Origin of the sequence: Micromonospora sp. DT47 (assembly GCF_049844475.1) — a bacterium.
GTDB lineage: Bacteria > Actinomycetota > Actinomycetes > Mycobacteriales > Micromonosporaceae > Micromonospora.
The window spans coordinates 137,762-163,404 of record NZ_JBNCLC010000001.1 but is presented as its reverse complement, the minus strand read 5'-3'; the positions used below and the strand labels follow the sequence as shown (position 1 = coordinate 163,404).

General features: G+C 69.0%; 29 protein-coding genes and 1 pseudogene. 15 read left to right on the top strand and 15 right to left on the bottom strand.

All coding sequences use genetic code 11. From position 1 onward, the window contains the following. The first annotated feature begins 96 nt into the window (after positions 1–96). Together ACLQ2U_RS00850 and ACLQ2U_RS00845 are read left to right on the top strand one after the other, a co-directional pair. Complete coding sequence (locus ACLQ2U_RS00850; RefSeq protein WP_425748550.1) at positions 97–564, top strand: YkgB family protein; 468 nt, start codon at positions 97–99, stop codon at positions 562–564. 88 nt (positions 565–652) lie between these two features. After that, positions 653–886 (top strand): hypothetical protein, encoded by a 234-nt coding sequence (locus tag ACLQ2U_RS00845; protein WP_425748549.1) that lies wholly within the window; start codon positions 653–655, stop codon positions 884–886. 209 nt (positions 887–1,095) lie between these two features. Here ACLQ2U_RS00845 and ACLQ2U_RS00840 read toward each other — a convergent pair whose 3' ends face one another. The 3 genes from ACLQ2U_RS00840 to ACLQ2U_RS00830 form a co-directional block, all read right to left on the bottom strand. Further along, positions 1,096–1,458 (bottom strand): hypothetical protein, encoded by a 363-nt coding sequence (locus ACLQ2U_RS00840; RefSeq protein ID WP_425748548.1) that lies wholly within the window; start codon positions 1,456–1,458, stop codon positions 1,096–1,098. A 136-nt stretch (positions 1,459–1,594) separates the two neighbouring features. Beyond that, positions 1,595–1,891 (bottom strand): hypothetical protein, encoded by a 297-nt coding sequence (locus ACLQ2U_RS00835; protein ID WP_425748547.1) that lies wholly within the window; start codon positions 1,889–1,891, stop codon positions 1,595–1,597. 10 nt (positions 1,892–1,901) lie between these two features. After that, positions 1,902–2,396, bottom strand: coding sequence for a replication initiator (locus ACLQ2U_RS00830; protein ID WP_425748546.1), 495 nt, complete (start codon positions 2,394–2,396; stop codon positions 1,902–1,904). 365 nt (positions 2,397–2,761) lie between these two features. On the opposite strand from ACLQ2U_RS00830, the gene ACLQ2U_RS00825 reads away from it, so the two are divergent. Further along, positions 2,762–4,804 (top strand): MSCRAMM family protein, encoded by a 2,043-nt coding sequence (locus ACLQ2U_RS00825; RefSeq protein ID WP_425748545.1) that lies wholly within the window; start codon positions 2,762–2,764, stop codon positions 4,802–4,804. A 397-nt stretch (positions 4,805–5,201) separates the two neighbouring features. Here ACLQ2U_RS00825 and ACLQ2U_RS00820 read toward each other — a convergent pair whose 3' ends face one another. From ACLQ2U_RS00820 to ACLQ2U_RS00790, 7 genes are all read right to left on the bottom strand, one after another. Continuing rightward, positions 5,202–6,236: a hypothetical protein gene (locus ACLQ2U_RS00820; protein WP_425748544.1), complete on the bottom strand. Its 1,035-nt coding sequence runs from the start codon at positions 6,234–6,236 to the stop codon at positions 5,202–5,204. 585 nt (positions 6,237–6,821) lie between these two features. Continuing rightward, positions 6,822–6,959 (bottom strand): hypothetical protein, encoded by a 138-nt coding sequence (locus ACLQ2U_RS00815; RefSeq protein ID WP_425748543.1) that lies wholly within the window; start codon positions 6,957–6,959, stop codon positions 6,822–6,824. 199 nt (positions 6,960–7,158) lie between these two features. Next, a complete protein-coding gene (locus tag ACLQ2U_RS00810; protein WP_425748542.1) occupies positions 7,159–8,208 on the bottom strand; it encodes a GNAT family N-acetyltransferase in 1,050 nt (349 codons plus the stop codon). 162 nt (positions 8,209–8,370) lie between these two features. Next, positions 8,371–8,643 carry a hypothetical protein gene (locus tag ACLQ2U_RS00805; protein ID WP_425748541.1) on the bottom strand — a complete coding sequence of 91 codons (273 nt, stop codon included), beginning with the start codon at positions 8,641–8,643 and terminating at the stop codon, positions 8,371–8,373. A 238-nt stretch (positions 8,644–8,881) separates the two neighbouring features. Continuing rightward, the gene (locus tag ACLQ2U_RS00800; RefSeq protein ID WP_425748865.1) at positions 8,882–9,253 is read right to left on the bottom strand and encodes a tyrosine-type recombinase/integrase; all 372 of its coding nucleotides are present in this window, start codon (positions 9,251–9,253) and stop codon (positions 8,882–8,884) included. A gap of 133 nt (positions 9,254–9,386) precedes the next feature. Next, positions 9,387–9,911 carry a hypothetical protein gene (locus tag ACLQ2U_RS00795; RefSeq protein ID WP_425748540.1) on the bottom strand — a complete coding sequence of 175 codons (525 nt, stop codon included), beginning with the start codon at positions 9,909–9,911 and terminating at the stop codon, positions 9,387–9,389. Positions 9,912–10,534: 623 nt separating this feature from the next. Continuing rightward, entirely contained in the window at positions 10,535–10,945 is a 411-nt protein-coding gene (locus ACLQ2U_RS00790) for a hypothetical protein (protein ID WP_425748539.1), read from the bottom strand. Positions 10,946–11,343: 398 nt separating this feature from the next. Between ACLQ2U_RS00790 and ACLQ2U_RS00785 the strand changes: the two genes are divergently transcribed. Next, a complete protein-coding gene (locus ACLQ2U_RS00785; protein WP_425748538.1) occupies positions 11,344–11,754 on the top strand; it encodes a hypothetical protein in 411 nt (136 codons plus the stop codon). A gap of 173 nt (positions 11,755–11,927) precedes the next feature. Here ACLQ2U_RS00785 and ACLQ2U_RS00780 read toward each other — a convergent pair whose 3' ends face one another. Continuing rightward, positions 11,928–12,545: a hypothetical protein gene (locus ACLQ2U_RS00780; RefSeq protein WP_425748537.1), complete on the bottom strand. Its 618-nt coding sequence runs from the start codon at positions 12,543–12,545 to the stop codon at positions 11,928–11,930. 268 nt (positions 12,546–12,813) lie between these two features. On the opposite strand from ACLQ2U_RS00780, the pseudogene ACLQ2U_RS00775 reads away from it, so the two are divergent. The 7 genes and pseudogenes from ACLQ2U_RS00775 (at position 12,814) to ACLQ2U_RS00745 (ending at position 20,220) form a co-directional block, all read left to right on the top strand. Beyond that, positions 12,814–13,583, top strand: a pseudogene (locus tag ACLQ2U_RS00775) (transposase family protein). Positions 13,584–13,680: 97 nt separating this feature from the next. After that, complete coding sequence (locus tag ACLQ2U_RS00770) at positions 13,681–14,754, top strand: RNA polymerase subunit sigma-70 (RefSeq protein WP_425748536.1); 1,074 nt, start codon at positions 13,681–13,683, stop codon at positions 14,752–14,754. 298 nt (positions 14,755–15,052) lie between these two features. After that, complete coding sequence (locus ACLQ2U_RS00765; RefSeq protein WP_425748535.1) at positions 15,053–15,511, top strand: DUF6069 family protein; 459 nt, start codon at positions 15,053–15,055, stop codon at positions 15,509–15,511. A gap of 965 nt (positions 15,512–16,476) precedes the next feature. Then, a complete protein-coding gene (locus tag ACLQ2U_RS00760; protein WP_425748534.1) occupies positions 16,477–17,232 on the top strand; it encodes a hypothetical protein in 756 nt (251 codons plus the stop codon). 334 nt (positions 17,233–17,566) lie between these two features. Continuing rightward, positions 17,567–18,214, top strand: coding sequence for a DUF4142 domain-containing protein (locus tag ACLQ2U_RS00755; RefSeq protein ID WP_425748533.1), 648 nt, complete (start codon positions 17,567–17,569; stop codon positions 18,212–18,214). A 112-nt stretch (positions 18,215–18,326) separates the two neighbouring features. Continuing rightward, positions 18,327–18,659 (top strand): hypothetical protein, encoded by a 333-nt coding sequence (locus ACLQ2U_RS00750; RefSeq protein ID WP_425748532.1) that lies wholly within the window; start codon positions 18,327–18,329, stop codon positions 18,657–18,659. A 511-nt stretch (positions 18,660–19,170) separates the two neighbouring features. Beyond that, positions 19,171–20,220: a mechanosensitive ion channel family protein gene (locus tag ACLQ2U_RS00745; protein ID WP_425748531.1), complete on the top strand. Its 1,050-nt coding sequence runs from the start codon at positions 19,171–19,173 to the stop codon at positions 20,218–20,220. Here ACLQ2U_RS00745 and ACLQ2U_RS00740 read toward each other — a convergent pair. Next, positions 20,211–20,816 carry a hypothetical protein gene (locus ACLQ2U_RS00740; RefSeq protein ID WP_425748530.1) on the bottom strand — a complete coding sequence of 202 codons (606 nt, stop codon included), beginning with the start codon at positions 20,814–20,816 and terminating at the stop codon, positions 20,211–20,213. The genes ACLQ2U_RS00745 and ACLQ2U_RS00740 overlap by 10 nt on opposite strands. Positions 20,817–20,844: 28 nt before the next feature. On the opposite strand from ACLQ2U_RS00740, the gene ACLQ2U_RS00735 reads away from it, so the two are divergent. Beyond that, the gene (locus tag ACLQ2U_RS00735) at positions 20,845–21,135 is read left to right on the top strand and encodes a hypothetical protein (protein WP_425748529.1); all 291 of its coding nucleotides are present in this window, start codon (positions 20,845–20,847) and stop codon (positions 21,133–21,135) included. Positions 21,136–21,398: 263 nt separating this feature from the next. On the opposite strand, the gene ACLQ2U_RS00730 is transcribed toward ACLQ2U_RS00735, so the two are convergent. Further along, entirely contained in the window at positions 21,399–22,235 is an 837-nt protein-coding gene (locus tag ACLQ2U_RS00730) for an alpha/beta fold hydrolase (protein WP_425748528.1), read from the bottom strand. A 59-nt stretch (positions 22,236–22,294) separates the two neighbouring features. Between ACLQ2U_RS00730 and ACLQ2U_RS00725 the strand changes: the two genes are divergently transcribed. After that, positions 22,295–22,993: a TetR/AcrR family transcriptional regulator gene (locus tag ACLQ2U_RS00725; RefSeq protein WP_425748527.1), complete on the top strand. Its 699-nt coding sequence runs from the start codon at positions 22,295–22,297 to the stop codon at positions 22,991–22,993. Between the two features lie 226 nt (positions 22,994–23,219). Here the strand turns inward: ACLQ2U_RS00725 and ACLQ2U_RS00720 are convergent, their stop codons facing one another. Together ACLQ2U_RS00720 and ACLQ2U_RS00715 are read right to left on the bottom strand one after the other, a co-directional pair. Beyond that, positions 23,220–23,522 (bottom strand): DUF4190 domain-containing protein, encoded by a 303-nt coding sequence (locus ACLQ2U_RS00720; RefSeq protein WP_425748526.1) that lies wholly within the window; start codon positions 23,520–23,522, stop codon positions 23,220–23,222. Between the two features lie 289 nt (positions 23,523–23,811). Then, positions 23,812–24,432, bottom strand: a complete 621-nt coding sequence (locus tag ACLQ2U_RS00715; RefSeq protein ID WP_425748525.1) for a pyridoxamine 5'-phosphate oxidase family protein — start codon at positions 24,430–24,432, stop codon at positions 23,812–23,814. A gap of 154 nt (positions 24,433–24,586) precedes the next feature. Here ACLQ2U_RS00715 and ACLQ2U_RS00710 point away from each other — a divergent pair, with 154 nt between their 5' ends. Both ACLQ2U_RS00710 and ACLQ2U_RS00705 read left to right on the top strand, forming a co-directional pair. After that, positions 24,587–25,093 (top strand): DUF2231 domain-containing protein, encoded by a 507-nt coding sequence (locus ACLQ2U_RS00710; protein WP_425748524.1) that lies wholly within the window; start codon positions 24,587–24,589, stop codon positions 25,091–25,093. After that, entirely contained in the window at positions 25,090–25,641 is a 552-nt protein-coding gene (locus ACLQ2U_RS00705) for an Hsp20/alpha crystallin family protein (protein ID WP_425748523.1), read from the top strand. Before ACLQ2U_RS00710 ends, ACLQ2U_RS00705 begins: the two co-directional genes overlap by 4 nt. Positions 25,642–25,643: the final 2 nt, after the last annotated feature.

Below are 25,643 nucleotides of genomic sequence, written 5' to 3'. Positions count from 1 at the left end.
ACACTGCAGTGGCGCGCCCTCGGTGCGTGTGGCGGGTCCCAGCGGGTAATGGTCCGCCAGCACGCCGACCGTCGACACAGCGACTAGGAGTGAGCGATGGGCACACGACACGCCTCGGCGGATGACCTCGCTTCCGTAGGCTTCTCGGTCCTGCGCTCCGCACTGGCGACGAACATCTTGTGGATCGGTGCGCTCAAGTTCAAGCAGTATGAGGTCGAGAACGACGAGCCGCTGGTCACATCGAGTCCGCTGTTCTCGCGGGTCCGCGAGAAGCTGGGCGCACAAAAGCTCAACCGACTCATCGGGGTCACGGAGATCACCGTGGGCTCTCTGATCGCCGCGAAGCCGCTTGCGCCCAGAGCGTCGGCGATCGGTAGCTTCGGGGCGGTGGGGATGTTCCTCACCACGCTCAGTTTCCTGGCCACGACGCCCGGGACTCGGCAGGAAGGGCAGGGGATGTTGAGCCTTTCTCAGCTGGGGCAATTCCTGTTGAAGGACACGGTGCTCCTCGGTGCCGCTCTCCTGACAGCTGCCGAGTCGCTGCGCGCCGCCCGCTCTCGATGATCCCGGCAGGGCGCTCGGAGCGCTGGACGCGTAGGCGGGAACGGGCGAAATTGCCTGGTCATCAGCGCGGCCGTTTGATGATCGGGACATGTGGGGAAAGGTCGACGTGCCGTGCGTTGGAGGTCCGGTCGACGGCGGGTCCTTGCTGGTGCCCGTCGACGAAGTCGGCGTCCCGCCCGACGTGATCGACCAGAACTGGCTGTGGGTGGAGTTCGGTGGCGAGTTACTCGATGCCGACATGGCCGGCGTCTACGAGCGTGGAGCCCGTGGCCGGCACCGGCCCGCCGTGGATTTACGTCTGGGCGCCGGGGGCGACCTTTAGATCAGGATGATCGGGGCGCCGTCCTGCCTTCGTCTCACTTCTCGTCTCGTTCGTTAGCGTACGAGGGCGACCGTAGACGAACGGCCGGCCGGGGCCAAGGTCGTTCGTCCAGTAGGGCGCTCCACCTTGTCTCCGTCCGGGGAGGCTGGACGGTCTACGACTGCCCGACGAGGAGATCCGCCGCACTCGCCCCCAGCAGTACCGCCAGGTCACCAGTCCTGGCACGAAAAGTGCGTCGACCGGTCGCATTCCCAGTCCAGGAACAGCACCACACGGAAGCGTCCGGTGTCTGCCAGCTCCTGGAACAACCTCCTACCGACCTCGACCTCGGCGCCCTTTCCGGTCGCCACGTCTACGCAGAAGGGGTGACTGAGGCCCGGCTCCTCGTCGTCCGGCCGCAAGCCGAGCCAAGCCCGAAAATCCTTCCCGTCACCAAGGACACGCTTAGGGTCGCCGACCCATTCCAAGTCTTCGAGATCGAGCACTCCTGCGACCTCTCGCGCGAATCGCGCCAGGGAGGGTGCATCGTCCGGCTCGGCGGTACCGACAAGCAAAGTCACGTCTGTGCTCACGGCCCGGGACGGTACAGCCATCCGTACAGCCAAGACTGCCCGCAAGCGCCGACGCTGCCCGACAACCACGGACGGGCTGACCAGGGGAGCCACCACCCGACCAGCCATCCTTGATCTTCTTCTAAACCCAAGGCCATCACGGGCCCGTCGCGAGCAGGAACTGCTCCACCTCGTGAGGGGTGCTGGAGCTGACCTCGGCAGGCCCTAGTCGTTTGACGTCGCCGCGGAAGCACCGGATTTCCAGCCAACTGTCCGGCGCGGCGCTACGCAGGTCGTTCAGCAGGCCTGGCAGATCCCCCAGGGTATAGACCTTAAAGTTCCTCTCACTCGGACGAGACGAGATATCGAAGCGCGCATCAAGAGCTGGCTGGGGTGAGCGGGCCCAGTCAGCGTGTTTCAACGAATCGTGCCCGTGAATGCGGGCGTCAACCACGACCTCTGGGTCAGCGTCGCCGATTTCGCAGTCGAAGATCGGAGCCGCGGTGGCGACTCTCGCGGCGATGGACGGGCAGGCCTGCATGGGCCGACCGAGCGCGGGCGAGCAGAAGAGCACGTGACTGAACTGACCAACCGGCTGCGGCAAGGGGATCTTGTGATGGGACACCCAGGGGTCTCGCGGCATCGAGCTGCGCCCGCCACTGGATGCGTTCGGAGATCGCCCGCAGGACCCGATGCCCGAGGGGTGGCACGTCGGGGTCGGTGGGTTTGGCGAGTTCCCAGGCATGCCGGTGTTCGCCACCGGGCGGGGCGGTGTCGGCGTCGGTGGCGATCCGGAGCAGGGCCTTGACCCACTCCTTCCGGTCGGCGCGGTGGTCGGCCAGGGTCTTGCCGGACCACTGGCGGGAGATGAGGACGCGTCGGCCGCCGATGCCGAGGGTTTCCCGCTTGTGGACCTGTTCCCGGCCTCCGGGTCCAGGTCGAGCACTTTGACCACCCACAGCCGCTCGCCCGTGTCCTTGTCACGCGCCTGGTCATCGCCCTGGCCGCGCTTGTCGAAGTCCGTCACCGGCTTCACACCCAGAAGCAGCGCGCCGTGCGGCCACACGTACTCGAACGGAACCGGAACCTTGATCGTGTTGGGGACTGCCATCGCGCGCTGCCCCTGGTGCACGGCCGGGACGTGCTGGTCTTTGACAAGAACCTGATCGGGGTCGTGCCCAGCCCGCTCACTGACGAGGACCTCGCCGCGGCGTTCTTCACCTGATCCGGTGTGGGACAGCGAGTGCGCCCCCCCGCTAGGCTGACGGGCCGACGCGGGTCGTGTTCGCGACACATCCTCACTCCTCTCACACCCCGAGGAACCATGAGAAGATCAATGCTGCGCCGGTTCGGCGCACTGCTGCTGGGTGCCACCCTGGCCCTGACCGGGCTGGCCACGCCGGCCCAGGCGGCAGACACAGGCTCCATCACGGGCCAGCTGACCGACGGCGGAGTCGCGGTCACCGGCGGCTCCGTCTACCTCTACGGCGACGATGTCGGCCACTGGGATTACACGAGTCTCGACGAGCAGGGCCGTTACGCGTTCGACGCGGTCCCTCCGGGCAAGTACCGGGTGAACTTCGAGGCCTGGGGGCACCCGACGCAATTCGCCTACGGCAAGACCGACTGGTCGTCGGCGAATCTCATCACCGTGACGGCTGGCGGCGCGACGGTAGTCGATGACGAGCTGCTGCCGGTCGGCACCATCACCGGGCGGTTGGTCGACCGGACCGGTGCCCCGGTGCCGTTCGTGTCCGTCAGCGCCGAGGCCGTCGACTACAGCAGCTCCGGCTACGGCAGCACGGATCCGGACGGCAACTTCACCATCCAGGTCGTGCCGGGCAGCTACCGGGTCCGGTTCGACGTGGGCGCGTTCGGCCAGTTCGCGTACGGCACGCTGGACCGCGACGCCGCGACGGTCTTCGCGGTCACGGCGGGCGGCACGGTGACGGTCAACGACACCCTGGTCCCCACCGGCACCGTGGCGGGCCGCTTCACCGACACGTCCGGCGCGCCGCTGTCCGGCGTGGACGTCTACGTCAGCAACGGCCAGTTCTTTGGCGGTGCCCAGACCGACGAGGGCGGCCGCTACCGGGTCGACCAGGTCCCGGTCGGCACGAACTACACCGTCCAGTTCTCCAACTCGGCGCTGTTCCTGCAGCAGTACGCCTACGGCACGGTGGACCAGTCGGCGGCGGCCCGGTTCGCCGTCACCGAGGGCCAGACCACCACGGTCGACGACCAGAAGCTGCCGACCGGCAGCGTCCGCCTCACCGCCGTGGACTCGCGTACGGGCCAGCCGATCCTGAACTTCACCTCCAGCATCGGCCTCGACGCGCGTGACACCGAGAATGGCGAGGTCATCTACCCGACCGTCCCCATCGGCACCCACGAGATCTGGGCCAACGCCTCGGGCTACTCCTTCGACGGCGCTTCCGTGACGGTCGTCGCCGGCGAGCAGGTCGACGTCAGGCTGGTCATGGAGCCGCTGGCCCGCATCACCGCCACCGTGGTGGACGCCGCGACCGGCGCTCCGCTGGCCGGCGTGTGCATCGTCCCGGTGCGCGTCGACGAGGTCCGGATGCCGGACGGCTGTGGCGAGGTCACCGACGCGAACGGCAAGGTCACCCAGATGATCTCGAAGGGCTCGGGCACCTACCAGCTGCTGGCCTGGCCGGACCAGGCCGAGGGCTACGGCGCCCAGTGGCTCGGTCCGCGCGGCGGCACCGGCGACCTGCGGAGCGCCACGCAGTTCGCGGTGGAGTCCGGCGAGACGGTCATGCCGCCGGTCATCCGGATGGATCGCGCGGGTGTCATCACCGGTCAGGTCTTCGGGCCGGACGGTGCCGCGCTGTCCCAGGGGGCCGTCCGGATCGCCGGTGAGCCGGTCGGCCTGGGCGGCGGCTTCGGCGCCTTCGCCATCGGCGACGAGGGTCGCTACCGGATCGACAAGCTCGGCCCGTACCAGTGGCCGCTCCTGTTCGACGTGTACGGGCAGGCCATGCAGTGGAGCGGCGGCGAGGCCAACCGCGACCGGGCCGACCGGATCACGGTCGTCGCGGGCGGCACCACCACCTACGACTACCGGCTCGAGGCCGGGGTCACGGTGACGGTGGCGAGCACCACGCCGTTCAACGGGTACGTGGTCGCCCGCAACGCCGACACCGGCGACATCGCCGGTGTGTGGTGGATCTCCGAACCGAACGTCGGCGTCGCCAGGCAGCTCGTCGGCGAGCAGCACATCCGGTTCGAGTACTACCCGAGCGAGGGCGGCCGCAGGTTCGTCGGCGGCGAGGACTTCGCCTCGGCGGCCACGTACAAGATCCACAAGCACAAGGACGGGGCGTTCGAGCTCACGCTCGGCTGATCACGTCGAGGAAGGCCGGGCACGCTCGCCGTGTCCGGCCTTCGTGTGTCCGAGGGCGCGCGTGTCGCGAGGCCCGTTCGGGGGCGTAGCAGGAGCGCGCGTTGCCAGCGCCCGGAGAAGACGGGCCAGCTCGGCCCCGGCCTGCTGGCGACCTCCGGCCGGCATCGGCCGGGCCGGCCGGCCACACTTGCAGACGACCAGGACCACGAACACCTCGGGGCTCCGCCCCGAACCCCGACCCTCCTCAGAGATGCCGCCGCGGATCCCCTCGCCCGGCACCACAAGGGCTACCAGCCTCCCCGGACGGGGCCAAGGTCGTACGTCCGGTAGGGCGCTCCACCTTGGCCCCGTCCGGGAAGGCTCGACGGTCTACGACTGCCCGAGGAGGAGATCCGCTTCAGGGGCGCGGAGAGTAGGTAACTTGATCTCGATGACTGGCGGTCGCTGAGTCGGCGACGCCGGGAAGGAAGGGCAGTGTGAGGAGCGCTGCCACGACAAGGGTTCCGGTCAAGGGGTTGCTGAAGGGAGCAGGGCCGAAGACTACCGGCGCGACGCCAACCCCCGCGGCGCTGAGGATGCCCGCGATCGCCAGAATGATGATCAGGGGGTCAAGAAGTCGATGCCGACAGGGACCCCGCCAGGCCCCCGCGGCAGCTCCGCCCGCAGCGGCCATCATCGTGATCAGCACCAGGGCGAACGCGTTCTGGAGGCCTCCCGTGTTGTCGGCAGGAAAGCCCGAGCTGAGGTAGGCGACGAGGACGAGTGATGGCCCGAGCATCGCGGCGTACATCCCCGCGTACCTCGGTCGACCGCGGCGTGTCCCCCACCAGGCGGTGCCGGCGGTAATCGCCGCCATGACCGCCAGCGGAACGATGTCTGCCAAGAGCGCGTCGGTGCCCTTCCTCCCCTCGTAGCCGTACAGCATGCCGAGTGCGGCCGTGTACCCGCCGCTGTGCGACGTTGACGCCAGTCCGACCAGCCACAGCCATGCCCAGCCCAGCGTGGCGCCGACAGCCGCCCGGGCAGACCAAAGCGTCCCGAACGCTGCCAAGGCGCCGAGCACGAGACCGACGATCGCGGCCTCACGTACGGAGGCCACGGTTAGTCCGATGTATGGCGGTCGCTGCCCAACCGCCGCCTCCCGGACGGCCGCCGGAATGCCGGCCAGTGCGCCCAGCGCCGCCGCCAGGCTCAGCGCCATTGTTGTCGCCGCCCGGCCCCGGCCACTCGATCGAGGCACCGCGAGCCGACCGACCAGCGCACCCCCCAGGACTGCCATGGTCTGAAACCAGGTGATGAACGTGGTGATGAACAAGCTGGACTGATCGCCGCCTGGGTCGCAGAAGCAGGCATGCCAGTCGAGGACCCGGGTACGGCTGGCGAGCCACGGCTGCCCGACGGCGAGCAGCGCGCTACAGCCGACCGTGAGCATCGGTCCGACGGAAAGGCGGGCCACCCTAGACACCGGTCGGACGATAGCAGCGCCTCGCGTTGGCGGGTGGATCTGGACTGGCCGACGCACCAACGGACGAGGCAGGCCTTGGGATCAGTAATTGTCTATCAGTCCTGCACGACCGCCGCCAGCCGGTGGGGAGCCACACGTGGGAGCCAGCGGGACGAACTGGGGCGGACGAAATCGAACCAGTTAAGTTGCCGAGAGCGCGACGACCAGGGTGAAGCGGACCGCGCCGAACGACTGGGGAGTGGCCTTGGGAATCTACGGATCAGATCGTCAGCAGCGGCTTGTCGTACAGCCATCCGTACAGCCAAGCCCGCCCGCCGATGCCGACACTGCCCGACAGCGGCGGACAGGCTGACCAGGTGTGCAGCTGCCCGACCAGCCATCCGCGATTTGCTTCTCATCCGAAGGCCGGCATGGGCCATCCGTGGGCCAGTAACCGCGGCGCGCAACGGGCACGAGCGGGCAGGAGACGCAACCGAGCCGGCCGCCGCCCGCAGGCGTTTCGGGCATCACGACCGCTTGAGCACGCTCTTCCAAACTGACGGTGCGGCTGTCTCAGTCCTCCGGATTGCCCCGGTCGTGGATCACCGGGAAGACCTCCACGGCCCACGTGATCCACTCGTCGATGTTCTCGGGTGATTGATCGATTGCCTTGATCAGAGCCTCGACGGCTCGGAGCTTGTCCGCGCCCACGTGCTCTCGTAGCTCATTAGCGTGCCATTAGGAAAGGACAGCAGGGGTCAGCCGAGGGCACGAGAGACCGCCGAGACCAGGCCGCCAACCCAGCAACCAGCCGGGCATCGGCATTTCCCTAGCTGACAGTGCGGGTTCGATTCCCTGGCCGACCCGACGACAACCCGATCGAGTGGGTGCAGCGCCCGTAGGTCGGGGCTCACCCGGTGAACGAGCCGACCGGCACGCGCTCGCGCAGCTCGGCGGCGAAGGCGGTGAGCAGCCGGCGCAGCTCGTCCCGGATGCCGTCGCGGACGAGCAGCCCGTCCGGCCCCACGGCGTCGCGGGGCACGGTCAGCCGCACGCTGGCGACCTCGCTGATCTCCGCCGACACGTAGCCGAGGACGACGCGGAGGGTGGCCTGCGCCCCGTCACCCCGGCCCGGCGCCGCGACGTTCAGGATCGCCACCGGCTTGCCGTACAGCTGTCCGCCGCCGACGGTCCAGTCGAGCACGTTCTTGAAGCTGCCGGGCAGCGTGCCGGCGTACTCGGGAGTGCACAGCAGCATGCCGTCAGCCGCGTCGATCCGTTCTCGCAGCCGGGCGACGGCCGTCGGCAGCGGGACCGACTCCTGGTCGAGGTCGGGGTTGAACGCCGGCAGGTCCGCCAGCCCGTCGTACAGTTCGGTGGCGACGCCGGGCGGAGCGACGGCGGCGGCGGCCAGCAGGGCGGCGGTGTTCGTGGACGCCTGGCGGGTGCTGCCGGAGACCAGCAGGATCGACACCGGCGGGTCGACCACCGCGTACCGCACCTCGTCGCCGTCCTGGCCGGTGACGGTGAAGCCGGCGCGCTCCAGGACCCGACGGCTCGGCTGGTTGTCCTGCTCGGTGCCCGCGACGATCTGCCGGATGCCGGGCCGGGACAGCAGGTGGCGGGTGATCGCGGCGACCACCTCGGTGCCGTAGCCGCGGCCCCGGAACGGCGCGGCCAACCCGTACCCGATTTCGATGTCCCCCCGTTCGTCGGCAGCGGTGTGCACGCCGCAGTCACCGACGACCACCCCGTCGAGGGTCACCAGCCAGCCGAACGCGCGACCGGCGGCGATCCCGTGCAGGCCGTCGAGGGTGTCCGCATGTGGCCATCCGTCGCCGGGGGTGAGGCCGCTCAGATCGCCAACCCGTACCGCATCGGCGGTGCCGGCGTCCAGCGGGACGAGGACGAGGTGGGCCGTGGTGAGCCGAGGTGCGGCGAGAGCCGAGTCAGCGGGCATGACACCCAGTTCTAGTCGCCTGATGTGAGCGGGGCCAACGAATTTCCGTGCCCTGCGGCATAACACCCCCGCCAGTGGTGGCTACCTAAAGGCCTTTCCCCTGTTAGGTCCCGGTCCGTGCAGGTGGTCCGGGGTAGGCAACTTGATCTCATAATCCGTAGGTCACCCAGTCTCGGCCTGCTTGTGTCCACCGCCGCGGATCTCGGCCCAGCAGTGCTCGCACCAGATGTAGTCCGCCTGCTCCACCAGGTGCACCTTCTCGCCGAGTGGTAGACCCTGAAGAACCTGGAAATCAATCGGCTTCGCTAGCTGGCAGTAGTAGCCGCCCTGGCTTGGACGGAAGGCCTCTTCGGTTGCCGGATGAGGTTCGAGGGCATTGCCGGCGGCAAGCAAGGCGTCTATGAGGGGCAGCAGGTGGCGATGGTCGTCGTCCATGCCAGGCATCCTGACAACCGGACGCCCGTGCTGCCGGCGGGCGCCCCCGATTCTTGACAGCAACTATTGACAGCAACGCCGCCGGACGGGTGAGGACGAGCGCGGACGGCCGCAGGCGTCGGACCACTGGCCGAAGTCTGCGCCGAACCGCTCTGGACGGCCTCGCCAAGGCTACGGATCAGAAGGTTAGGGGTTCGAATCCCTTCGGGCGCACAGCAGGTCAAAGGCCGGTTTCCCATCACGGGAGACCGGCCTTTGATCTTTCTGACCCCCACGGCTGACCCCTACGCCTACGCATCGAAGAGGAACCCGAGCCGGTCGACCGCGTCCTGCTGCACCCGGCGCGTCGCCTCCACGTAGATCGACTTGGTGACGGTGGGGAGCTGTGCCCAAGCACGTCCTGAATCCGTTCGAGCGGCACGCCCTGGTCGTAAAGCAGCGTCGCGCACGAATGGCGCAGGTCATGCACGCGAATTCGCCGAACCCCCGCCCGTTCGCACAACTGGTCGAAGTGCCGATGGATGTTGCGAGGCTCGATCGGCGTGCCGATCTTCGTGGTGAACAGCAAGCCATGCTCGTGCCAGCGATCTCCGGCCGCCTCCCGCTCCATCCGTTGCAACGACCGCGCAGCACGTCGACCAGCGGCTGAGATGAACGAAACCTTCGCCGCCCGCATCCTGGACGCCCTCAGGGACGAGGGAGGACCCATCATCAGGCACCACGACGGGGTCCGCCTGCTTGAGTCAGCGCAACACGATGGGTGAGGCGGTCGGAGTCGCCGCTGGGTCGTAGTCGGCGTCGGATCGGAAGTAGACGACGCCGCTCGCCGGGTCCAGCCAATACGAGGCGGACACGAACGAGCCTTCCTCACCGTCGCGCCAATCCAGGCCCGTCCCGCTATGCCACTGCGCTGCGGACGGCAGCCAGGACGACAGCCGGGGATCTGGCACCCGATCGCCGGGGAGCTCCCCGGCGTCGGATGCCGTCAGTAGGGTCACCCTGGCGACATCGGCGGGCGCAACCCTAGCCACGCCCTCCCGCAGCAAGATGAGGTCGCCGACGTTGAAGTCGCAGCGGCCGCTTTCGGTCCACTCCAACCAGTGGACCTCCAGTACCCGGCCCAGCGGCTGCAGCTCCCGCTCGATCCGCGCGGTTTCGGTGTGCACGGACGCGTCAACCGTCACCTCCGGCTCTGGGCAGTCGAACGGCCCGGGGAAGCAGCCGACCTGGGGCACCGACAGTGCGACCAGGGCGACGATGCCGACCACCCGGCGCCTCACGGCCGGATCCGGAGGAACAGCGCGGGCAGCCAAGAGTCGATCACTGACCCATGCTAAGGGCGTCGGCCGCTGACCGTGCGCCCCGTGACGGGCCTGTTCCCCAGCGCCCAGTGCCAGCCTCTACGGCCCGCAACCTCACGCGATAAAGAAGCCAAATATCGATCATGTCAAGCGTCTGGTGGGACGCGACTGTCAAGCATGTCTCAGTGTCAGGGACATCGGCTATGTCGCGTGCATTGCCGAATTGGGCTCTATCAGATCAAGGCGGCCCGCAAGCGGGCCGCGCCGGCCCGGCCCCGGCCTGCTGGCGACCTCCGGCCGGCATCGGCCGGGCCGGCCGGCCACACTTGGGACGACCAAGCCCTTGAAGACCTCGGGGCTCCGCCCCGAACCCCGGCCCTCCTCAGAGATCGGCCGGGGCGGATCACCTCGCCGGGCACCACAAGGGCTACCAGCCTCCCCGGACGGGGCCAAGGTCGTACGTCCGGTAGGGCGCTCCACCTTGCCCCCGTCCGGGGAGGCTGGACGGTCTGGCGACTGCCCGACGAGGAGATCCGCTTTAGGCCGCAATCACCCTGCCACCTCCCAAGGCGGTTTCCGGTCTTCGCCGGTCAGTCTGGGACATAGCCCTTTGGAGAGTGGACGAACAAGCGGAAGCCCATCGGCACCCGCTGGTGGCGAGACAGGCCGAGCACGTCGTAGTCGACCGCGAGGTCATCGAAGAAAAGCCCTGCTCCGGGAGCCTGCTCCACGTTCGGGATCGTGATCGTTACGAAGACCGGCAGCTCCATGCCCGCTCCCACCCTGATCGACCGGAACGGTGCCGCCGTAGCCGGGTCGAACACGACGGCAGTGGACTCATCGACGGCATGGTTTGCCGCCAAGCGCGCGACCTTGAACACGTGCTGATCGGCAGGACCGTCATCGACCGCGATGCCGGTGATCGTGACCGGCGACGGACCGGGATTGCGGATGGACGCGCCGAACGTGATTTGCCCTCCGGGATTGAACGCGAACCGCACCTCCGTCCTCGGCCCTTCCGCGCGGGACTCCGCGTCAGCCCCGTGCCACCACGAGCTGCCGTGATCGAGGCGATGGCCGAGGGTGGCCGAGAGATACCCGGCGCACAGTGCGACAGCTAGCGTCGCGGCGATCAGGAGCCGCCGATGGCGCGTCACAGGGGCCTCCGCGTGGGGACGTGCACCGCCGTCAACGTCATGACAGCGCACGCTACAACGCGCATGCGCATGGCGCTTCCCGTGCCATCCACGTGCCAGTAGCCGGTGCCCCGGGCGGTCATCGGGGGGGGGGGCACGAACGGTCATGCGTTTCATGCACTGATCTGGCCCACCACGTGCTTCGCGGCTGTGATCTTCGTCCTTCCAAACTGACGGTGCGGCGCATCGGGCAAGCTTGGGCGGTGGACGTTGAGGCGGTACGTGTCGAGGGCTACCACGAGGTCTTGGCGCTTCATCGGATGCTCATGGAGTGCAAGTCCGATGACCTCGGGAGCGTGTATGCGGGCAGCCCGTTCATCGCCGCCATCCAGCACCGCCTGGCCGATGCGCTTGAGGCCGCCGACCCGAGCCGGGAATGGCGTAACTGGCGGAGGGCCGACGCTCATCCTCACCGCGTCAAGGCCGTTCGTGACCACGTGGCCGAAGCAGGCAAGTGGTGGCAGGACGCCAGCGAGGAGCAGCGTGCCGCATACGTGGGTGACCTCCTCGCGCCCTTGCAGCCCTCGCAGGAGCTGCTTGCCGAGCTGACAGCAGTGACAGCAACGGATGACAGCAACGGCACTGGACGGACCGACGCAGCAGCGGACGAGTGAAGCGCTGAGACCAGTAGTTGCTGACCCTCCTGCACGGGGCTGGACAGCCGGGCCCAGGCTACGGATCAGAAGGTTAGGAGTTCGAGTCCCTTCGGGCGCGCAGCCGTTGAGCAGAGAAAACGCCCCTCCGGAGATCATCCGGAAGGGCGCTACTCGTTGTATGGGGACAGGTCTCATCCGAGCCGGCGGACGTTGCTGTCCTTGTCCAACACCCCATAGGCTGATTCGCACGTGCGCTCAATCGCCTCATGCCAGACGCTTTCAACGAGGGCGATGGGGTGGCGGACCTCTCTGACTTGCTCGTCATCGGTCTTGACCGAAAACTGCATCGGCAACGGGCCGCTCTCCAGGGCCGTGTCGCAGTCGATCAGCACCTTGACGTCGATTCGGTCGGTACCGCCAGAGGGCAACAGCCGGGTCTGACCGGTGTCATGGATGATGACACCCGGCTCCTGCGCCCTGGCGGCACTGACCGTGATTGGCGCGGGGCCAGCGTTGATCAGCGCTAGTTGCCCGCTCAGCTGGACGAGACCTGTGCCGTTCGGATTCCCGCTGCCGGCCGACGCGGGGACGGCCAAGAGTACGACCGAAGCGGTCCGCTCCCGTTGTTCGCGCGAGTCGCGCATCTCGTTGACACCAATAGCGCCAAGCACGCCGCCGGCTACGAAGGCAGCGACAAGGCGCAGGACGGTCGTCTGTCTGGCCCGCAGGCGGTCGTCAGGAATGCTGCCCGGACCAGCGGACTCATGATTGTGCTCGTCCAGGTCGATCGATCCATGCTCCTCCGACATCGCGACAGCTTAGGATTTCATTGACACGGGTGAGACTCCCGGGCCATCCAAGGGCCACAAGTCGATGCCAACCCAGGTCAAATCAGGACGCATTAGACTCACGCGAGCAGGCGCCGCCGCCATGCTCACTTCTTGGTCTTGTCCGATTCGCAAGCGGACATCAGATGTCGGTTGCGTGCCAGTAGCCGGTGCCCCGGACGGGCACGAGCGGGCACGAGCTGTGACCCACTCCCCTACCGCGAGCAGGCGTTCCCGGCATCTCGCGGCGGTGATCTCGATCCCGCTGTCCACCCGATCGCTGAACCACCTCGCCGACCTGATCCGCACCCACCGCCACCAGCGACGATCCCGCTGGCGCCGACTCGACCCCGGCCGGCAGGCCCTGCTCGCCCTGGCCCACCTGCGCAACGGCGACACCCTCACCCGCCTGGCCGCCGGATTCCAGGTCGGGGTTGCCACCGCCTGGCGCTATATCCGCGAGGCGATCACCTTGCTCGCCGCGGCCGCCAACGACCTGCACGAGGCAATGACCAGGATCCGGCTGCTGGCCTACGTCATCCTCGACGGCACGCTGATCCCGATCGACCGCGTGCACGATCAGAAGCCGTACCACTCCGGAAGCACCGACGGCACGGGATGAACGTGCAGGTAATCGCGGATGCGGCCGGACGCCTCGTCTGGGCGTCGGCGGTACTTCCCCGCTCGGCACACGACCTGACTGCTGCGCGAACCCACGGCATCATCGCCGCGTTGACCAACGCTGACGTGATGACCTTCGCGGACAAGGCGTATCAAGGCGCCGGCGGTTCCGTGCGTACCCCGTTCAAGCGGCACCGCTACCGGCCGAAGCTGTCGCGCCAGCAGAAGGCCGTGAACAAGGCCCACGCCCGGATCCGCTGCCGCGGCGAACGCGCCGTCGCCACCCTCAAGACCTGGAAAATCCTGACCAAGCTGCGCTGCAGCCCCTCCCGGACGACCGCAATGGTGCAGGCCATCCTCGTTCTCCACCACGTCGAAAACCCGACCTACCAAGGATGAGAAACGCTCAGCCATGCCGACCGACCCTAGTGATGAGTTGTCGCGCCCGCACCCGTCACACCTACGACGGGACACGACGAGACGGAAGGATGACGTGATGAGTGCGGACACGCGGCTGGAGGAGCTGGGCGTGAGCGGTCTGGGCGTGAGCGGTCTGGGCGAGAGCGGTCTGGGCGGGAGCGGTCTGGGCGGGAGCGGTCTGGGCGGGAGCGGGCTGGGCGAGGTCGACGAGCCAGCGTTCTCGGGGCTGGCGGAGCGGCACCGGCGGGAGCTGCACGTGCACTGCTACCGGATGCTCGGGTCGTTCGAGGACGCCGAGGACACCGTGCAGGAGACGTTCCTCCGTGCCTGGCGGCGGCGGGAGACCTTCGAGGGGCGGTCGACGTTCCGGGCCTGGCTGTACCGGATCGCCACCAACGCCTGCCTGGACCTGCTCGCCAAGTGCCGCCCGGAGCCCGCGACCGGCGGCGAGGTGCTGTGGCTGCAGCCCTACCCGGACCGGCTGCTCGACGAGCTGCCCGCGGGCGACGCGGACGAGCCGGAGACCGTCGCCGTCGCGCGGGAGACGATCGAGCTGGCGTACCTGGTCGCAGTCCAGCACCTCGCGCCGCGCCCGCGGGCCGTGCTGATCCTGCGGGACGTGCTCGGCTGGCCGGCGAAGGACGTCGCGGAGCTCCTCGGGGACTCCGTCAACTCCGTGAACAGCGCGCTGCAGCGGGCCCGCGCCGGCATGCGGGAGCACCTGCCCGCCGAGCGGCAGGACTGGACCGGGGGCGAGGAGGACGCCGGGACGCGTGAGCTGGTGCGCCGCTTCACCGACGCGAGCGTGGCCAAGGACATCGACGGGCTTGCCGCCATGCTGCGGGACGACGTCCGCTGCTCGATGCCGCCCACGCCGGGCCTGTGCGTCGGCCGCGACACGGTGGTGAACGACTGGGTGGAGGATGGCTTCGCAGACATGGGGCACCTGCGCGGCGTCCTGACCTCCGTGAACCGGCAGCCCGCCGTCGCCTTCTACCTCTGGCGGGAGCGGGAGGACGCGTACCTGCCGCTGACGATCGACGTCCTGCGCGTCACCGGCGGGGCGGTCGCCGAGATCGTCATCTTCCACGACGACCAGTTCCCGCGGCTCGGGCTGCCGGAGCGCCTGCCGGCGGACGGCACGGAGTAGTCCCGGTGTGGACGCTCGCGCTGCGCGGTGGCGCGCGTGTCGCGGTGGTCGCGGCGGAGTGGTGCGACGCGTTCGGCGTCGTCACCCGCGGGCGGGTGCAGCTGGAGCTGCGCGACGGCGAGCCCGGGCCGGTCCTCGGACGCGACGCCGGATTCTGGCTCCGCGGCACCGGCGTCCGCGCCCTGCGGAACCCCGGCCGTCGCACGGCGAGGGTGCGCATCGTCACGCCCAGGGCCAGGACCGTCACATGCCAGTCAACACACCCCGTACGCCAGTTACCGAATGATGGAGGAACGACATGAACAGCATGAATGACACCGGGGTCGTCGCAGGCCGGGCATCGGGCCAGACCAGCCACACCCACGGACTCCGCGGGCTCGCCGGCACCGGCTTCATTGCCACGCTCGCAGCGATGGTGGCCACCGCCACCCTCGCCGCTGCGCTTGCCCAGGCCGTTGGCGTCGACTTCGAGGTCCCCGATGGTGGCGAGACGATCCCGTTGTCCGGGTTCGCCGTGGTGACCGGCTTCTTCTCGGTCGTGGGCATCGTCATTGCCGTCGCTCTTCTTCGTTGGAGCGCTCGCCCCGCCGAGCGATTCGTGTGGACGGCAGTGTCGCTGACCGCGATCTCGTTGGTCCCGCCCCTCCTCTCCGGGGCAAACACCGCCACCACCACCGCCCTCCTCGGGCTACACCTCGTCCCTGCGACGGTGATGATCCCCACCCTGGCGCGGAGCCTCCGCACCCGGACCGATTGACGATTCCGCAACGGGACAACGCGGCGCAAGGGCGTGCGCGAGCGAACTAACGTGGCCCCCGGTGCTGCCACCCTCCATTCCAGGTTCCTTTTCTTGGTCAATTCGAAAGCTGAGTCGCGTGTGCGAAGAAGCACAGGGCACCTTGCGGGATGAAGACCAAACGCCATCCGCTTCGGTTGGGGCGCACCGGGTACCCCGGTCGCGTTCACCCTGGCCGACCCCACCGTCGCGCGCCTCCCACGTGGATTCGGCTCCTGCGCGGCGGCTTGAGCCGGGATCTGACCTCTCGGGTCGACGTCAGGCTCAAGCCGCGCCAGGACGCGCTCGCAGCCGAGCCCTGACACCTACGCCTGCGGGAGGCGGCCACGCCGTAGCCGGCGGGGCAGGGAGTGCTGTTTGTGACGTGGGAGGTTGGAAAAGGCTCATGGTCTTGGGAATCTACGGATCAGATGGCCGTAAGCGTTGCCCGTCTCAGTCCTCATCCAGTCCTCCAGAGGTCGAGCCCCGGCCGCCGACGCTGAGAGATGCCGAGAGGGGTTTCCGCAGGCCAGGCGGGGTTGGGGCAGGTAGACCGTTGTGGGCAACTTGATCTCGTAATGCGTAGGTCGACGGTTCGATTCCGTCAGGCGGCTCCAGAGGAAGGCCCAGGTCACCGGCTTGATCGCCGATCATGACCTGGGCCTTTACCACGCCGTCGCGAAGCCGAACGGCCAAGCGAGCAGCCCCGAACAGCCAAGCGAGCAGCCAAAGCTTCATTCACTCGACCACAGCGGACAGTTTGGCGACCGCCCACCGTCGACCCGGGCGAAGCCGAGCAGACCACCGCCCGGGCCGCCAGCGCCCGTACCTGCGTCACGGCCCGTCGGAATTGGCAGCCCGGGCAGCGGCCCGCTCCCAAAGGGGCGGGTCGACGGCGAACGGGATGGCGGGAAAGGTGTCGAGCGAGCGGCAGGCATGATCTGCCTATGTCAGTGCCTCAGCCGGCCGCCTTGGATCTCTTGTCTGATGACCTGCGTGATCTATTGGTGCCGTTGCTGCGTCCGGCGCCCATCCCGCAGGGGCGACTGGAGGAGTGGAAGGCGGAGCGGAGAGCCATTGAACAGCAAAGTCAGGAACTCGCCGCTCAAGTGGTGACAGCGCCGGCTTTGATCCGTGGGATCGTCACCGACGCCATCTGCTGGCGGTGGCTTGATGTGACTCCTACTACTGCCGACAAGTTCTGGCTTGGGTCAATCCTGCGCGCCGGGCTCGCCGAGCGGGTGATCCTGCCGACGCTACTCGAACGGCTCGCCCAACCGTGCGTTCCCGAGCTGCGATGGCTATATCAAGTCTGTGTAGCCGTCAGCCTGGATCTCCGTCGGGTCCTGTCGTTCCGGGAGGACGAAGATGCGTACGGTGGACTGCTTCGCGAGGCTCTCGCCCTGGATCCCGACGATGTGATGACCTGGCGGCTGCTCGCCGAGCTGTTGCTTGACCGGGTGGGCTATGGAACCCACGAGTGGAACTTGGGCCGAGGACCAGTCGACGGTGGGGCCGGGGAGTGGCTTGAGACCGCCCGAGAGGCCGAGCGCATCATCGAGAGCTCCCCATCCGGCGCTCTACCCGCATCGTACGCAGACGGGATCAGGGACCAGGTCGATAAGCTCACTAGCTGGATTGAGTACAAAGCGGCCGAGCCAGGAGTTCCCTTCTTCGACTGGCTGCGTCTGCAAAGCGCGTAGTTTGAGTGGCGACGGGATCGGGTGGCCCGTCGGCGGTGGTCCGTCGGTGAGCCGAGGACCTTAGCGTCCTCGGCGGCCACCAGCAGCAGGGTGCGTTCTGCAGGAACCTGGGCGACCGGCATGTTCGGGTCGTTGCGCCGGCGCTCGGTAGCCGTCCGATCGCACTCCCCCCACCTCGGGCGGTGGCATTGGTGGCATCAGGACGCCGCGTACCTGGTCACCCCGCCCGGCCCAAAACCGCCCGTGCGCCCCGCCCCGCCCCGGACAGGTGAATCGCAGGAATAACCCCGGTCAGCAGGGTATCCGTGCGGTCCAACGTCTCAAGGGGGGAAGCATGTCGGGTATCAAACGCCTCGGCCTGCTGGCCGCGCTGGTGCTGGTGGGAATTGCACCGGCCGGGGTGGCGCAGGCCGCAGTGCAGCCGTCGAAGCAGGACACTCAATATCTGAAGGCGCTCCATCAGGTCAACCTGTTCGAGATCAAGGCGGGTGAAGAGGCCCAGGAGGAGAGCCAGAACCAGGAAATCAAAGACCTGGGCGCCATGTTCAAGACGGACCACACCCAGCTGGACGAGACGGTGAAGCAGACCGCGAAGAAGCTCAACGTGGATCTGCCGAGTAAGCCCACCGCGGACCAGCAGTCGGTGCTCGACCAGATCGAGAAGGTGGAGAAGACCGGTGAGGAGTTCGACCGGCTCTGGGTGACGAGCCAGCTGGCCGGCCACGTCCAGGCCATCCAGGCCACCCAGACGGAGATCTCGCAGGGTTCCGAGCAGTCGGTGGTCCAGCTGGCGAAGTCCGCTCTGCCGACGCTGCAGGCGCACCACGACGCGCTGGTGCAGCTGGCTCAGCAGCTGGGCATCCCGGTGCCGCAGGCCACCGCCAGCGGCACGCCCAGCCCGGGCGGCACCACGCCGGCCCCGGGTGGGACCACCGAGTCGCCGGGCGGCGGCACGGAGACCCCGAGTCCGGGTCAGAGCTGAGGCCGCAGCTGCCACTGCCCATGTGGGCAGTGGCAGTCGCTGCCACGGGCAGGGGTAGTGGCAGTGGCCACCGCCGTTAGGAACTGCCGGGCATGACAGCCAGACCCCCGGCATGAGTTACGACCTGGCGGTCTGGGAAGGCGAGCACCCGGCCGACGACGGCGTTGCGGTTGGTGTCTACGACCAGCGCTATGCCGCGTACATGGAGGGTGAGGAACCGCCACCAACCCCACGCATCCGTGCCTACGTCCTGGCATTGCTGCGGCGGTGGGTCGACATGCCCGACGACGAGCACGGGCTGGTCTGTTACGACCCGCAGTGGGAACGCCTGCGCCCGACGCCGAGGAGCGCAGCGCGGCGTGTCAGTAGCGTGCCATTGGGCCAGGACAGCAGGGGCCAGCCGAGGCCACGAGAGACCGCCGCGACCAGGCCGCCAACTCGGTAGACAGGCCGACATCGGCAATTCCCAAGCTGGCAGTTCCTGACTCCAGCCTGACCCCCGGAGGACGCCAACAGTCGCCACCGGACGAACGTTAGCCACGAGCCTGGACCGGCGCCTGCCGCACCTGCCGCCGCAAGATCAGAATCATTTGCCGCAAACGGCCAACGCCCACCTAACAAAGCACTGTTAGTCGTTGTCGCCATGGGTATTCCCTCCTGTGGGTATCCCAGGCCACAAGAAGCTCCCCTTGCTGACGCCCACCCTCGGCGGCGCGGAGCGGTACGGTACGAAACGCTTCCTCATGGCCGAGGGCCGGGACGCTGGGTGCGTAGGAGACCATCGGCCGCTAGGTGCGCTAGCTGGCAGGCGACTGTCCGGTCGATGTCGGCGCTCCGAGGAGTTGATGACGCGACGGCACCGGACACGGCTACCTCTCGATAAACCTCGGTGGTGTCAGGCGCTGCGGAGCGGCGGGGGCGAAGACGGCGACGCACGGCACGCGTCGTACGTTGCGGTGCCGGCTCCTCTGCTGGCCCCGGTCGCGTTGGTTCGCACGGCGCTGGTCATCGCGGCTGCCGTCGCCGCTGGTTGGCTCGTGGGCTGGCTCATTGGCGTAGCCATCAAGAAGGCGGCGAGGGAGCCCTACCGGTCGTTGTTGATGCCGACCTATCGCGCCTGCCGCCGCCTGACAATCCTCATCCTGGTACTCGCTGCGCTGTACTTCACACTGCAATACACCGACCTGCCCAATGACTGGTTGCCCCACGGCCGTAACGCGCTGCGCCTGGTATTGGTCCTTGCATTCGCTTGGCTGGTGGCCAAGGCACTGCGCGTCACCGAGGCAGGCGCCCTGCTACAACTCCCCCCGCACAGCAAGGATCCGTCCATCCGGCGGACCCGCAACGAGATCCGGCTGCTCCGCAAACTGGCCGGGGCTATCGTCGCAGTGCTGGCGATCGGCTGGGTCCTGACAACCTTCGACACCGTGCGGGCATTCGGCATATCCCTGCTGACATCCGCCGCAGTCCTCGGCGTCGTCGTCGGCCTCGCCGCCCGGAGCACGCTCGGCAACGTCCTCGCCGGACTCCAGGTGGTTGTCGCCCACGCCATGCAGGAAGACGACGTCGTCGTGGTGAACGACGAGTGGGGCCGCGTCGAGGAGGTGAACCTTACCCACGTCGTCGTGCGGATGTGGGACGAACGGCGGCTAACCGTGCCCACCACCTTCTTCACCGAACGCGCTTTCCAAAACTTGACCCGACACGACGCGCGGGTGATCAGCGAAGTCACCCTGCACCTGGACTTCACCGCCGATTTGAACGAGCTGCGCAGCGAGGCGCAACGCCTCTTGGAGGTGAACGCGCTGTGGGAACGCGACAACAAATGGCAACTACAGATGGTCGACGTAACACCGCAAACAGTCGCCGTCCAGCTACGCGCCTGGGCCGCAGACTCACCCAGCGCCTGGAACCTCGCCTGCGAAATGCGGGAGGCCCTCACCACGTACGTCCGGGACCAACACCCGCAATGGCTCCCACGCACCCGGGGCGAGTATCACCCGTAATACCCCCGCGGGACGGCCGCAGGTCGGATGCGGCAGCAGCGCCGAGCCGGGTAGTGCGGAGGCGGGCTCCGGTGGCAAGCCGCAAGTACGCGAACATACTCGGCGCGAACGTCGCCAAGCAGTGCATTCAGGCCGGGCTGCTCGACGAGATCCTGATGTTCTTCGCCCCTCTCCCCGGTGCTCGCGATCACCGTGCGCTCGTCGACGAGGCCGCACTGGTAGTCCCAGAAGGGCTCCTCCTCGCTGTCCGACGGCGCCCTGGAATGCGGCGGAAGCCGGTGGTAGGCGGCGACCTCGTGCATCACCGCACCGTCGGGAAGGCGATGGATCGCCAGCTCCCCCTGCTCGTGGGCGACCGTGAGGAACCGCGTCCCGCGCGGGCTGACGTCGATGAGGCAGCGGTCGTCATCCCCGATGCGGGTGACGGTGAGTCGGGCGCCGTCCCACCGACCCCACCGCAGCGGCACGCCGTCCTGGCCCTCGCCAACGCTGAGGCCCATCTTGCCGAGGTCGGGGTGGGGGACGTGGTGGGAGCCGGCGGCCGCGGTGTCGGTCGAGGCCCGTCCCAGGACGCGACCGTCGACGGCGTCGAGCACGAGCCACTCCTCGTCGTACTCCGGTTCCGTGGCCGAGTGGCCCGACTACTTCACCGGGATCCTGGCCGGCTCGCCCGGCCGGTCGTACGCCGTGCGGACCGACGGCGCGGCGTGGCGCCTGCGGGGCGGCCCGGGGCTGTTCACCGTGGACCACGGCGCGGACGACGCCGCCGACGTGATCGTGAGCGGCCCGCCGACGCCGGTGCTGCGCTGGCTGTGGGGCCGGGAGCGGACCGGCGAGCCGAGCGGCGTCACGGTCGAGGGCGCGCCGGAAGCGATTGAGGAGCTGCGGCGCTGCATTGTGACCTCGACGCAGTGAGGTGACAGTTCGGCGTCTCGACCAGAGACGCTGACGTCGCATCCGGCGCCCGCCGAGAGGGGTCGCAGGGGGAGTCGCGCTGGCCCACGTTGGAACGTTGGGAGAGCCGCGGTCCTGGCCCTGTCACCGAGGACGGTCGTCCGGTCGAGGTCTACCGGCGGCCGCCGAGCCGTGCGAGCCGGAGTTCATTCCGGCTACCAGGCGGGTTGAGCGACGATCCCGTACGCGCCGTCGGCGATGACGGGTCAATCCGCCGAACGGCCTCACACCTGATCCGCCCGCTCCGGGGTCACCGGGGCCGCGAAGAACGCGGCGAGCGGGTCGACGAGCCTCGGGTGCGCCCTGTTGATGGCGTCGTGGCCGCTGCGGGGGATCCGCAGGGTCCGGGCTCGGGGCAGCGCTCGGGCCAGCGCCTCGTTGAGCTCGACGTAGTAGGGCGGGCCGTCGGCCCCACAGGCCAGCAGCACCTCGGCGGTGACCCCCGCCCACTGGTCGGCGGGACCGTCGTGCACCCGGACCTGGTGCGACTCGTCCAGGGTGATTGGCAGCAGGTCGCCCATCGTTCGACCGATCCGGGTGCGAAGGAACGCCCGGCAGATCGCGGTCCGGACGCCGAGCGGCAGCTTCGACGCCGCCATCTGCGTGTTGATGCCGCCAGCCGTGATGGCGAGGGCCCGGGCGGTGTCGCTGGCGCGCAGCGCCTCGCGCGCGGCGTCGAGCCATGCGGTGGGAAAGCCGCCATCGATGGAGACCGTCGCGTCGTAGAGCGCGAGCCGGTCGATCGGCAGCCGGAGCGCGGCCTGCAGAACGATGAAGCCGCCGGAGCTGTGGCCGATGACGTTCCCGGCGCCGGTGTGCTCCAGTACGAGGGCGAGGTCGTCGATGTCCTGCTCAAACGTGTAGGGCTCCGACCTGGGCGGGGCGTCCGCCCGCCCCCGCCGGTTGTAGAGGTGCACGGTGAACCGGTCGGCCAGGGCCGCAGCCAGCCGGCGGTACACGTCGATGGTGACCCCGCCGCCGTGCACCACGACGATCCCGGGTCCGGATCCCGTGGAGTGCAGCACGATGGTCGCACCGTCGGATGCCGTGATTCGCTCCATGACTCGCCCGCCCTTCTCTCGAACAACCGCGAACGCTGTTTGCAGTTTACAGTGGATCCGTGAGCGACGCACCCAGGAATCCCGACGAGGGCGGCTCGTCCCGGCAGCCGATCTGGACGAGGCCCGAACGCGGCAGCCGCGGGCCCGCCCCGGCGCACAGTCGGGACGCCATCGTCGCGGCCGCTATCGCCCTGGCCGACGCGGAAGGACTGGCGGCGGTGTCGATGCGGGCCGTCGCCACCGCGCTGGGCACCAGCGCCGGGTCGCTCTACCGGTACCTGTCGTCCCGGGAGGACCTGCTGGACCTGATGACCGACCGGGTCGCGGGCGAACTGCGGCCGTACCCGGAGGCGGACGGCGACTGGCTCGACGCGATGCTGCAGCTGGGCCGCCGGCAACTGGCGCTGCACCGGCGCCACCCGTGGCTGCTCGACGTGAGTCACCGGACGTCCGGTATCGGCCCGGAGAGCCTGGCCTGGTTCGACAACTGCCTGCGGATCATGGAGCCCGTCCGCTGCGCCGTCACCGCCAAGTTCGAGGCGATCGCGATGATGACCGGCGTGGTCAGCCTCTTCGCGCGCAGCGAGGCCACCTCCCGGTCGTTCACCTTCGCCGGCGTCGACCTCGCGGCGTACCCGCATCTGGTCGCGGCGTTCAGCCAGCCCTCGGTGCCCGAGCCCCGAAGAGACCTCTTCGAGCGGACCCTCCGGAGCCTGCTGACCGGGCTGCTCGTCGCCGACCGCCCGCTCCGGGCCTGAACGCCGGCGTACAGCTGTCCGTGCCGGTCCGACGGGACGCCAGCCATTCGGAGAGGCCGATGCCCGAGCCGGTCGGCTCAGACGCGTCGGATGTCGAGGGCGCCGATGGCCGTGTCCAGGTCTGCAGCCAGGCGCGCGTACGGCGGGTGGTCATCGTGACCGCCCGCCGTACCCATGCTTGTTCCGTTCGGTGTCTCCCCCGCCCGGCCCGTGCCGGCCCGGCGGCTCAGCTCGCCGTGGTGCCCGAGTTGGCGGCGACGACGAACACGAAGATGATCCAGAGGATCCCGAGGATCGTGAAGATGTAGCTCAGCACGAGTCCGGCGGTGGCGAGGCCGTTGCCCTGCTCGCCGGTGCGACGGATCTGCTTCTTGGCGATGTGGCCGAAGACGATGCCGACCGGGGAGAAGACGAAGGCGAAGACCAGCGACAGGATCGCCATGACGTTGGTGCCACGGACCTGGCCGCCGGTGGCGGGCGCGTGGTGCCCGTGCTCGGCCGGGTGCTCGGCGTATGCGGGCTGGCTCATCGGAGCCTCCTTTGTGAAGTGTGCCCTGGGCCTCCCTGCTATCCGATTGGCGACCTGCTCAAACATCGCGATCAATGCGACGGTGGAGAGCCGGACTCAATGGGGCAGAGCGGCGGGAGGACCGGAGCGACGGGTACGGCTCAGCCGTCCTCGCGGTGCGGCTCTCCACCCGGAAGAACGTCCGGCGGCCACGGGTCGGCCCGGGGGGATCGACTGCCCGGCCCAGCCCGGCCCGGCCCGCTGCCCGACGGGGTCACCCTCGTCGACGACTGGGCGGTAGCCGTTCGGTCTAACCCCGGTAGAGGGTGTCGAGGTACGCCGGGCCGTAGCGGCGTTCCAGGTCGGCCAGGCTCTCCGCCGGCGCCTCGACCTCCTTGATCAGGCGGGCTCGGGGCGGCAGCACCTCCGGCTGCCAGGTCTCCGGCCGCCACAGGTTCGAGCGGAGGAACGCCTTGGCGCAGTGGTAGAAGATCTGCTCGACGGTCACCTCCACGGCGAGGATCGGCCGGTGCCCCTTGACCGTCATGTCGTCGAAGTACGCCGCCTCGCGGACCAGGCGGGCCCGACCGTTGATCCGCAGCGTGTCGGTGCGACCCGGGATCAGGAAGATCAGCCCGACGTGCGGGTTGTCCAGGATGTTGCGGTAGCCGTCGGCCCGCCGGTTCCCCGGCCGCTCGGGGATCGCGATGGTGGTGTCGTCCAGCACCAGGGCGAAGCCGGCCGGGTCGCCCTTGGGGGAGACGTCACAGCTGCCGTCCGCGCCGGCCGTGGCGACCAGGCAGAACGGCGAGGCGGCCAGCCACTGCCGGTCCCGCTCGTGCAGCACGGCGCGTTCCTTGGCGACCGCCCGGGGCATCGGCGCCCCCAGCAGGTCGCGCAGTTCCTCGTGCGAGGTGATCTCCACCGTCACGTCCGCCTCCCCCGACCGTTGACCTCGGTGGCGGCCGGGCGAGACACCGACCGCCGTCCGTCAGCCTAGAAGGGCGTGGCGAGCGCGGGTTTGCCCATCGACGCGGTGGGTACCGGCTCACACAGCGCGCCCGGATGCGAGCAGTGGAGGCCCCATGGAGAGCCGACTGAAGGTGCTCGGCCACCCCGTGCACCCGATGCTGGTGATGTTCCCGGTGGCGCTCCTGGTCACCGGCACGCTCTTCGACATCGTGGACACGGTCGGCGGGCCGGACTTCCTCGCCGAGGTGGCGTACTGGAACATCACCGTCGGCCTGGTGGGCGCCCTGTTGGCTGCGGCGGCCGGGTCGGTCGACCTGCTCGCCATCCCGGCGGGCACCCGCGCCAAGCGGGTGGCACTCACCCACGCCGCGGCGAACGTCGCGGTCGTCCTGCTCTTCGCCGCCGTCTGGGTGGTGCGGCTCAACGCCGACTCCCGGTCGGCCGGCGGCGCGCTGCTCGCCATCGAGGTGGTCGGGGTGGCCATCCTCGGCGTCAGCGCCTGGCTCGGCGGTGAACTGGTCGACCGGCTCGGCGTCGGGGTCGACCGCGACGCCGGCCTGGACGCCCCCAGCTCACTGCGGCCCGCGACGGCCGACCAGCGGATCGGAGACGTGCGATGACCGAACAGTCAGGCGGTTTCGGCCGGGGACGGCGGGGCCGGCAGCAGGGCTGGGACCCGATGGGCGAGCTGCAGTCGCTGCGCTCCGAGCTGAGCCGGCTGGTCGGTGGCGCCCGGGCCGGCTCGCCGGACGTCGAGCTGACCGAGACCGCCGACGGCTGGGAGGTGGTCGTCCGGCTGCCCGGCGTCGCGCCGGAGGAGGTCGCCGTCGAGCTGGACGACCGGGAACTCTGCGTCCGCGCCCGCTCGGAGGCCGAGGTCAACGCCGATCAGGGCATCCCGGGCGGCTTCGAGACCCGCGGCTTCGAATACCGGGTGGACCTCCCGTCCCGGGTGGACCCGGACGCGATCGACGCGGTGATGGACCACGGCCTGTTGCGGATCCGCCTGCCCAGGGCGCAGCGGCCCACGCCGCGCACCATCACCGTCGGCCGTGCCGGCTACCGCGGCGGTCCGGCCGCCGGCGGTCCGGCCGCCCTGGCCGATCCGGCGGCGGACCGGGAGCTGCACCACCCGGACACCACCATCGACGAGATCAACCGGCCGTAGGG

Bases quoted from the DNA above. Each gene is read 5' to 3' on its own strand.
- ACLQ2U_RS00755 (WP_425748533.1), top strand. From the start codon at position 17,567: ATGTCGGGTATCAAACGCCTCGGCCTGCTGGCCGCGCTGGTGCTGGTG.
- ACLQ2U_RS00810 (WP_425748542.1), bottom strand. From the start codon at position 8,208: ATGCCCGCTGACTCGGCTCTCGCCGCACCTCGGCTCACCACGGCCCAC.
- ACLQ2U_RS00800 (WP_425748865.1), bottom strand. From the start codon at position 9,253: ATGGAGCGGGAGGCGGCCGGAGATCGCTGGCACGAGCATGGCTTGCTG.
- ACLQ2U_RS00825 (WP_425748545.1), top strand. From the start codon at position 2,762: ATGAGAAGATCAATGCTGCGCCGGTTCGGCGCACTGCTGCTGGGTGCC.
- ACLQ2U_RS00750 (WP_425748532.1), top strand. From the start codon at position 18,327: ATGAGTTACGACCTGGCGGTCTGGGAAGGCGAGCACCCGGCCGACGAC.
- ACLQ2U_RS00850 (WP_425748550.1), top strand. From the start codon at position 97: ATGGGCACACGACACGCCTCGGCGGATGACCTCGCTTCCGTAGGCTTC.
- ACLQ2U_RS00770 (WP_425748536.1), top strand. From the start codon at position 13,681: ATGAGTGCGGACACGCGGCTGGAGGAGCTGGGCGTGAGCGGTCTGGGC.
- ACLQ2U_RS00780 (WP_425748537.1), bottom strand. From the start codon at position 12,545: ATGTCGGAGGAGCATGGATCGATCGACCTGGACGAGCACAATCATGAG.
- ACLQ2U_RS00720 (WP_425748526.1), bottom strand. From the start codon at position 23,522: ATGAGCCAGCCCGCATACGCCGAGCACCCGGCCGAGCACGGGCACCAC.
- ACLQ2U_RS00705 (WP_425748523.1), top strand. From the start codon at position 25,090: ATGACCGAACAGTCAGGCGGTTTCGGCCGGGGACGGCGGGGCCGGCAG.
- ACLQ2U_RS00805 (WP_425748541.1), bottom strand. From the start codon at position 8,643: ATGGACGACGACCATCGCCACCTGCTGCCCCTCATAGACGCCTTGCTT.
- ACLQ2U_RS00710 (WP_425748524.1), top strand. From the start codon at position 24,587: ATGGAGAGCCGACTGAAGGTGCTCGGCCACCCCGTGCACCCGATGCTG.
- ACLQ2U_RS00730 (WP_425748528.1), bottom strand. From the start codon at position 22,235: ATGGAGCGAATCACGGCATCCGACGGTGCGACCATCGTGCTGCACTCC.
- ACLQ2U_RS00845 (WP_425748549.1), top strand. From the start codon at position 653: ATGTGGGGAAAGGTCGACGTGCCGTGCGTTGGAGGTCCGGTCGACGGC.
- ACLQ2U_RS00820 (WP_425748544.1), bottom strand. From the start codon at position 6,236: ATGCTCACGGTCGGCTGTAGCGCGCTGCTCGCCGTCGGGCAGCCGTGG.
- ACLQ2U_RS00765 (WP_425748535.1), top strand. From the start codon at position 15,053: ATGAACAGCATGAATGACACCGGGGTCGTCGCAGGCCGGGCATCGGGC.
- ACLQ2U_RS00760 (WP_425748534.1), top strand. From the start codon at position 16,477: ATGTCAGTGCCTCAGCCGGCCGCCTTGGATCTCTTGTCTGATGACCTG.